General features: G+C 61.1%; 4 protein-coding genes and 2 pseudogenes. 3 read left to right on the forward strand and 3 right to left on the reverse strand.

The window, feature by feature from the left end; all coding sequences use genetic code 11:
* From C563_RS21775 to C563_RS21780, 3 genes and pseudogenes are all read left to right on the forward strand, one after another.
* Positions 1-861 (forward strand): annotated as a pseudogene (locus C563_RS21775) (malate synthase A); the annotation flags it as partial.
* Positions 862-1109: 248 nt separating this feature from the next.
* The gene (istA, locus tag C563_RS0120655; protein WP_026265212.1) at positions 1110-2789 is read left to right on the forward strand and encodes an IS21 family transposase; all 1680 of its coding nucleotides are present in this window, start codon (positions 1110-1112) and stop codon (positions 2787-2789) included.
* Positions 2786-3403 (forward strand): annotated as a pseudogene (locus C563_RS21780) (ATP-binding protein); the annotation flags it as partial. The gene istA and the pseudogene C563_RS21780, both read left to right, overlap by 4 nt.
* 235 nt (positions 3404-3638) lie before the next feature.
* On the opposite strand, the gene C563_RS22525 reads toward C563_RS21780, so the two are convergent.
* The 3 genes from C563_RS22525 to C563_RS0120675 form a co-directional block, all read right to left on the reverse strand.
* Positions 3639-4019, reverse strand: a complete 381-nt coding sequence (locus tag C563_RS22525; protein WP_155845235.1) for a hypothetical protein — start codon at positions 4017-4019, stop codon at positions 3639-3641.
* A 799-nt stretch (positions 4020-4818) separates the two neighbouring features.
* The gene (locus C563_RS0120670; RefSeq protein ID WP_018763980.1) at positions 4819-5166 is read right to left on the reverse strand and encodes a hypothetical protein; all 348 of its coding nucleotides are present in this window, start codon (positions 5164-5166) and stop codon (positions 4819-4821) included.
* A gap of 326 nt (positions 5167-5492) precedes the next feature.
* The coding region (locus C563_RS0120675) for an integrase core domain-containing protein (RefSeq protein WP_018761623.1) at positions 5493-5757 on the reverse strand (265 nt) is incomplete at its 5' end.

Consider the following 5757-nt stretch of genomic DNA (forward strand, 5'->3'; position numbering starts at 1 on the left):
GAGATCCTCTACGAACTCCGCGACCACGCCTCGGGCCTGAACGCCGGCCGCTGGGACTACATCTTCTCCCTGATCAAGAACTTCCGTACCCGCGGCCCGCGCTTCGTCCTCCCGGACCGCGGCCAGGTGACCATGACCCAGCCGTTCATGCGTGCCTACACCGAACAGCTGGTCCGGGCCTGCCACAAGCGCGGCGCCATGGCCATCGGCGGCATGGCCGCAGCCGTTCCCAACCGCAAGGACCCGGAAGCCAACGCCAACGCCCTCGAGAAGGTACGTGCGGACAAGACCCGCGAGGCCAACGACGGGTTCGACGGTTCCTGGGTGGCCCACCCCGACCTGGTGCCCGTCTGCCGCGAAGTGTTCGACGGCGTCCTCGGCAGCAAGCCCAACCAGCTGGACCGGCTCCGCGAGGACGTCACCCCCGATGACCGCGCCCTGATCAACGTCGCTGCCACCACCGGCACCATCACCGAGCAGGGCATCCGGAACAACATCGAGGTGGGCATCCGCTACATCGAGTCCTGGCTCCGCGGCAACGGCGCCGTAGCCATCCACAACCTGATGGAGGACGCCGCCACCGCGGAGATCTCACGGTCGCAGCTGTGGCAGTGGATCTACGCCCGCGCCATCACGGACCAGGGCGAGATCATCAGCCACGAGTGGGTGGAAGAACTCCTGGACGAGGAATTCGCCCGGCTGGAGCGCTTCGACGGCGACCGCTTCGAGGACGCCCGCGACATCTTCGAGGAAGTCACGCTCAGCCGTGAGTTCCCGTCCTTCCTGACGCTCCCCGCCTATGCCCGCTACCTCACGGAAGCCCGCGAGAAGGCCACGGTCGAGGAGCTGGCAGCGGCCTGATCCACCACAACTTCCGTTTGCCGGGCCGGCACGCCCTTCGCAACAGGCACTTCCGAGATCCCACGGAGCCGGCCCGGCGAACGGAAACCATCAATGCTTATCTAAGGTGAATATGTCAGTTTGATTCAGGACCGGTGTGACGGTTTGAATCAGGACCACCCCACGACTCGCCGGTTGGTTGTGACGGTCTGAACCAGGACCACCCTCAGTGTTGCTTCATCTGATGAAAGCAACACTTGGAGGTCCGGATGAGAGTGCGCTTGGAGCTGTTTGCCTGTATTCGCAGAGATGCCCGCGTTGAGGGCTTATCGATCCGCGGTCTGGCAAAGCGGTATCAAGTCGGTAGGGACACGGTCCGGCAGGCATTGTCGGATCCCGTCCCTCCAGCACGGAAGACTCCGGTGAGGTCCTCGCCTCGGCTTGATCCCTTTAGACCGGCCATTGACGCCATGCTGGTTGAGGACACGACGGCTCCGCGGAAGCAACGCCATACGGCCCGTAGGATTCTTGCCCGGCTCACCGAGGAGCATGATGCGGAAGAGCTGTCGTATTCGACGGTGCGAGACTACGTCCGGGTCCGCCGGGCGCAGATCGATGTGGAGGCCGGCCGCAGGGTTGAGGTGTTTGTTCCTCAAGAACATGCCCCGGGCGCGGAGGCCGAAGTGGACTTCGGCGAGGTCTGGATCGTGTTGGACGGGGTGAAGACGAAGTGCCACATGTTCATATTCCGTCTCTCCCACTCCGGCAAAGCGATCCACCGGATTTACCCCACCCAGGCCCAAGAAGCATTTCTGGAAGGCCACGTCGAGGCGTTCAACGAGATCGGCGGCGTGCCGGTCAAACACATCCGCTATGACAACCTCACCAGTGCCGTCAGGACTGTGGTGTTCGGGCAGGGCCGGAACCGTGTGGAGAACGATCGGTGGGTGTTGTTCCGCTCGTTCTACGGTTTTGATCCTTTTTATTGCCAGCCAGGTATTGCCGGGGCTCACGAGAAAGGCGGCGTCGAGGGCGAGGTGGGCTGGTTCCGCCGCAACCGCCTTACCCCGATGCCTGTCGCGAAGTCCCTTGAGGAGCTCAACGACCGGATCCGGGACCGGGAGGCGCAGGACGATCAGCGGCGGATCGATGGCAGGATCCGCACCATCGGCCACGACTTCGCCGCCGAGCGCCCGTTCCTGGCCCCGCTGCCGGCCGAAGAGTTCGACCCCGGTCTCGTGCTGAACCCAAGAGTGGACAGATCCTCAATGATCACGGTGCGGATGGTGAAGTACTCCGTACCGGCACGGTTCATCGGCCGAAGGGTCCGGGTGTCCTTGCGGGCGTCAGAGCTTGTGGTGTTCGACGGCCGCGCGGTGGCGGCCCGGCATCAGAGAGTCATCGTCAAGGGCGGCCAGTCGGTCCAACTGGACCATTACCTGGAGGTCCTCAAGACCAAACCCGGCGCTTTGCCTGGTTCCACGGCCTTGGCACGGGCTCGGGCATCAGGTTCTTTCACCAGCGCCCATGAGGCCTTCTGGGCCGCCTCGCGCCGGGTCAACGGCGACGCCGAAGGGACTCGTGAACTGATCGATGTCTTGCTGCTCCATCGTTCGATGGATGGAGCAGAAATCGAAGCAGGAATTACTGCCGCGCTGCGAGTTGGTGCGGTCAGCGCCGATGTCGTCGCGGTCGAAGCCCGCAGACACGCAACGACCTCCGCCGCCGAGGGTGGGCCCGGGTCGGACCGTCATCGCGGTGACCACGCTCAAGCGAAAGTGCAACGCGTTGTCAGCCTGACCCAACGTCGACTCATGGACCCGGCTGCCGTCATCGCCGGGCTGCCTTCTGATAGCCGGCCCCTGCCCTCAGTCCGTGCCTATGACGAGCTGCTGGCCAAACGCGCCGAACACCCTGCAGAAACCGCGTCGAAGGAGAACATCTCATGAGCCCCACAGCCCCTGCCACAACCGTCACCCCGGTCCTGCGCCGGCGACGCGGTCTGACCGAACAGGCCGCGGTCGCAGCCGTGGACCAGGCCTGCCGCCGGCTGCGCCTGCCCACCGTCCGTGGCGTCCTGGATGAAGCACTGAGCGTTGCCGGGAAAGAGCAACTGTCCTACCAGGGGTTCCTGGCCGAGCTGCTGCTGGCCGAATGCGACGATAGGGACCGGCGCTCCTCGATCCGCCGCGTTAAGGCCGCGAACTTCCCTAGGGACAAATGGCTCGGAGACTTCGATTTCGATGCGAACCAGAACATTAACCCCGCAACGATCCACACCCTTGCGACCGGTGACTGGATCCGCAAAGGCGCACCCCTGTGCCTCATAGGAGACTCAGGGACCGGCAAATCACACCTGCTCATCGGACTCGGCACCGCCGCCGCCGAGAAGGGCTACCGAGTCAAATACACCCTCGCCACCCGGCTCGTAAACGAACTCGTCGAAGCCGCCGACGATAAAGTGCTGGCCAAAACCATCGCCCGCTACGGCCGTGTCGACCTGCTTTGCATCGACGAACTGGGCTACATGGAACTGGACCGTCGAGGCGCCGAACTCCTCTTCGCCCACACCATCGCCCAAAAGAACGCTTAGCCCTCCAGCGCAGCGTCCCTCCGGACTTCTGCATGAATCCCTCACTGCGACGCGAATCGAGTCAGACGGGGGTGACGGTCACTGCTTGGCAGCCGATCATAGAAGGTCCTGGAGCCACTTGGTCTGACGCAGCAGCATGCCTCCAAACGGATCGAAACCGGCTCCGTGTTTCAGAAGCCGGTTCCGTTCCGTATTTCGCTAGGGATCAGGTTCTCCGGGAGGAGACGTCACTACCCCAGGTGTGGAAGCCGCCCCATCCGGAATTCCAGCCCGTGTTGTAGTTCACCGATACCCAGGTTGGTGCGTAGACGTAGCCTGCTCTGACCTGGCTGTACTCGTCATGGATAGCGACATCGACAGGTTGATTGCCAAACCAGCAGAAGTTGCCCGATTCGTAGGTCTCAGCGTGCGCGAGACTGTTGGATGTTTGCCAAAAACTCGTCCCGCTGAATGTCCCGGGGTTGCAACCGTAGGGTTGAACCGTCCAACTACCCGATCCGTAGGCGCTAGCTGGTGACGTGCCCAGGCCAACAATGAGTGTTGCCGCCGCTGCACCCACGGCTAATGCGGAAAAGCGCTTCTTCATTTTATTACCACCCTAAACGCTGAGTAATGCGCCGGCTGTTTTATGGCGCAATGAAATGGATTAATGCAAAGCAGGATAATTTGCATGGAAGACGATCAATGCAAATGGGAGCCGTCCCCGTGTGGAAATTCGGGAAAATTATCTGCTTGAGCGCAGGAGGAAGTTAGGAGCCTGGGCGGTCCAGCCGGCTTCATTCTTGGCGGCATCCAACGACTGTTTGGCTGCCTCCGGGACTACAAGCCAGGCAGACTCCGTTCGGTCTGCCGTTTCCAACCTCAGGCCATAGGATTCAAAGCCCGTTAGGAGCGTGCATCCCGACCATTCGCTTTGCCCCTGAGCGTCTACGGGGAACATACAGATGGTCCCGCTGCTCGTTGGAGCTGCGTAGTATGTGTACGCCTTTCCGTGGCCCAAGAGCCGAAGCTGGGAAGGGTCCACATCCGGGGTTTTGCGGATGAACTCCATGGCCGGGGCGGGTGGCTTGTCTACTTCTCGTTGTGGGCTAGCTAAAGAATCGATGATCCTGGAGGCGTCCAAGGACCTATCTGGTGGCGTGGGTGCGAGGGCGAGGAGGCCTGCCGCAGTTCCTGCAAGTACTGTTCCAGCAATAGCAAGTTTTACTTTATCTTTCATGTTCTACGATCCCCCCGTGGACGTAAACCTTGTATTTATTTGAAAGAAGGAACAGTCTAGGCCTCGACTGAGGCCAGCCTATTTTTGGGGTGCTGATATTACAAGAGGCAATTTTTGAAATTTGATGCAGTCCATGGATCTATTGAGCGAGAGCGAAGTTCTTCAGCTATTTGTTGTTGCGCACCAAGAAATTTGGGGCTTGTAGGGTCCAGCCGACTTCGTCCTTCACCGACTCGAGGCTGGCTGCTGCGCCTGCTGGTACGACAAGCCAGCCTGCCTCGGACCGGTCCGGCGTCTCGATTTTGAGGCCGTAGGCTTCGAAATTTTTCAAGAGGGTGCATCCTGTGGTTTTGCTGGTTCCGTCGGCCGCTACAGGAATGATGCAAATGGATGTGCCGGAGGGTGCCCCGGGGGTGCTGTTCTGCGCAGTGGCCGGCGCTCCAAAGTAGCGAATGGTGGCACTGTGGCCGAGGAGTCTGGTCTGCGAAGGGTCGATGGCCTCGTTTTTTAGCACGGGATGAGCCGTGGCGGGCAGTCGATCAGTTGCCTGTTGAGGCCGGTTGAGCGAGTCGATAATCCTTGAGGGATCATCGGATCTGTCCTCAGGAGTTATGGCTAGGGCTAGCGCGCTGAGGATAGTTGCGCCAACTAGTGTGGCAGCAGCAGTTCGCATTCCGAGTCGTCTCTGGTTGCCTAGCCACGGGTACTTAGTCTGATCGATAGTGGCTGGTAGCCGTACAAGCTGCTCACGCAGAGCGTCGCTTCTGTCCCTTTGAAATTGCTGGCTCATTGGGTCCTGCCTTCGGAGGGGACTGCCCCGGCTTTTGTTGACTCGGGGTCTTAGGCCGCTATGAGCTCGGTCCGGTTGATTGTTTCATATTCGATGGGCGTGAGCTTTCCCAGCCGTCTTTGCCGTCGCCGGCGGTGGTAAGTCCGCTCGATCCACGTTGTGATGGACAGCCGGAGGTCCCGCCTGGTGAGCCACCGCTGACGGTCCAAAACGTTCTTCTGCAGCAGCGAGAAGAACGATTCCATAGCGGCGTTATCCGCACACGCACCGACCCTGCCCATCGACCCCGTGAGGCCGTGGTGGCGGAGCGTTTCG

The sequence above is a fragment of the Arthrobacter sp. 135MFCol5.1 genome (assembly GCF_000374865.1).
In the GTDB taxonomy this organism is placed as follows: domain Bacteria; phylum Actinomycetota; class Actinomycetes; order Actinomycetales; family Micrococcaceae; genus Arthrobacter.

Excerpts from the sequence above, each read along its gene's own strand:
- istA (WP_026265212.1), top strand. The coding sequence starts at position 1,110 with ATGAGAGTGCGCTTGGAGCTGTTTGCCTGTATTCGCAGAGATGCCCGC.
- C563_RS22525 (WP_155845235.1), bottom strand. The coding sequence starts at position 4,019 with ATGAAGAAGCGCTTTTCCGCATTAGCCGTGGGTGCAGCGGCGGCAACA.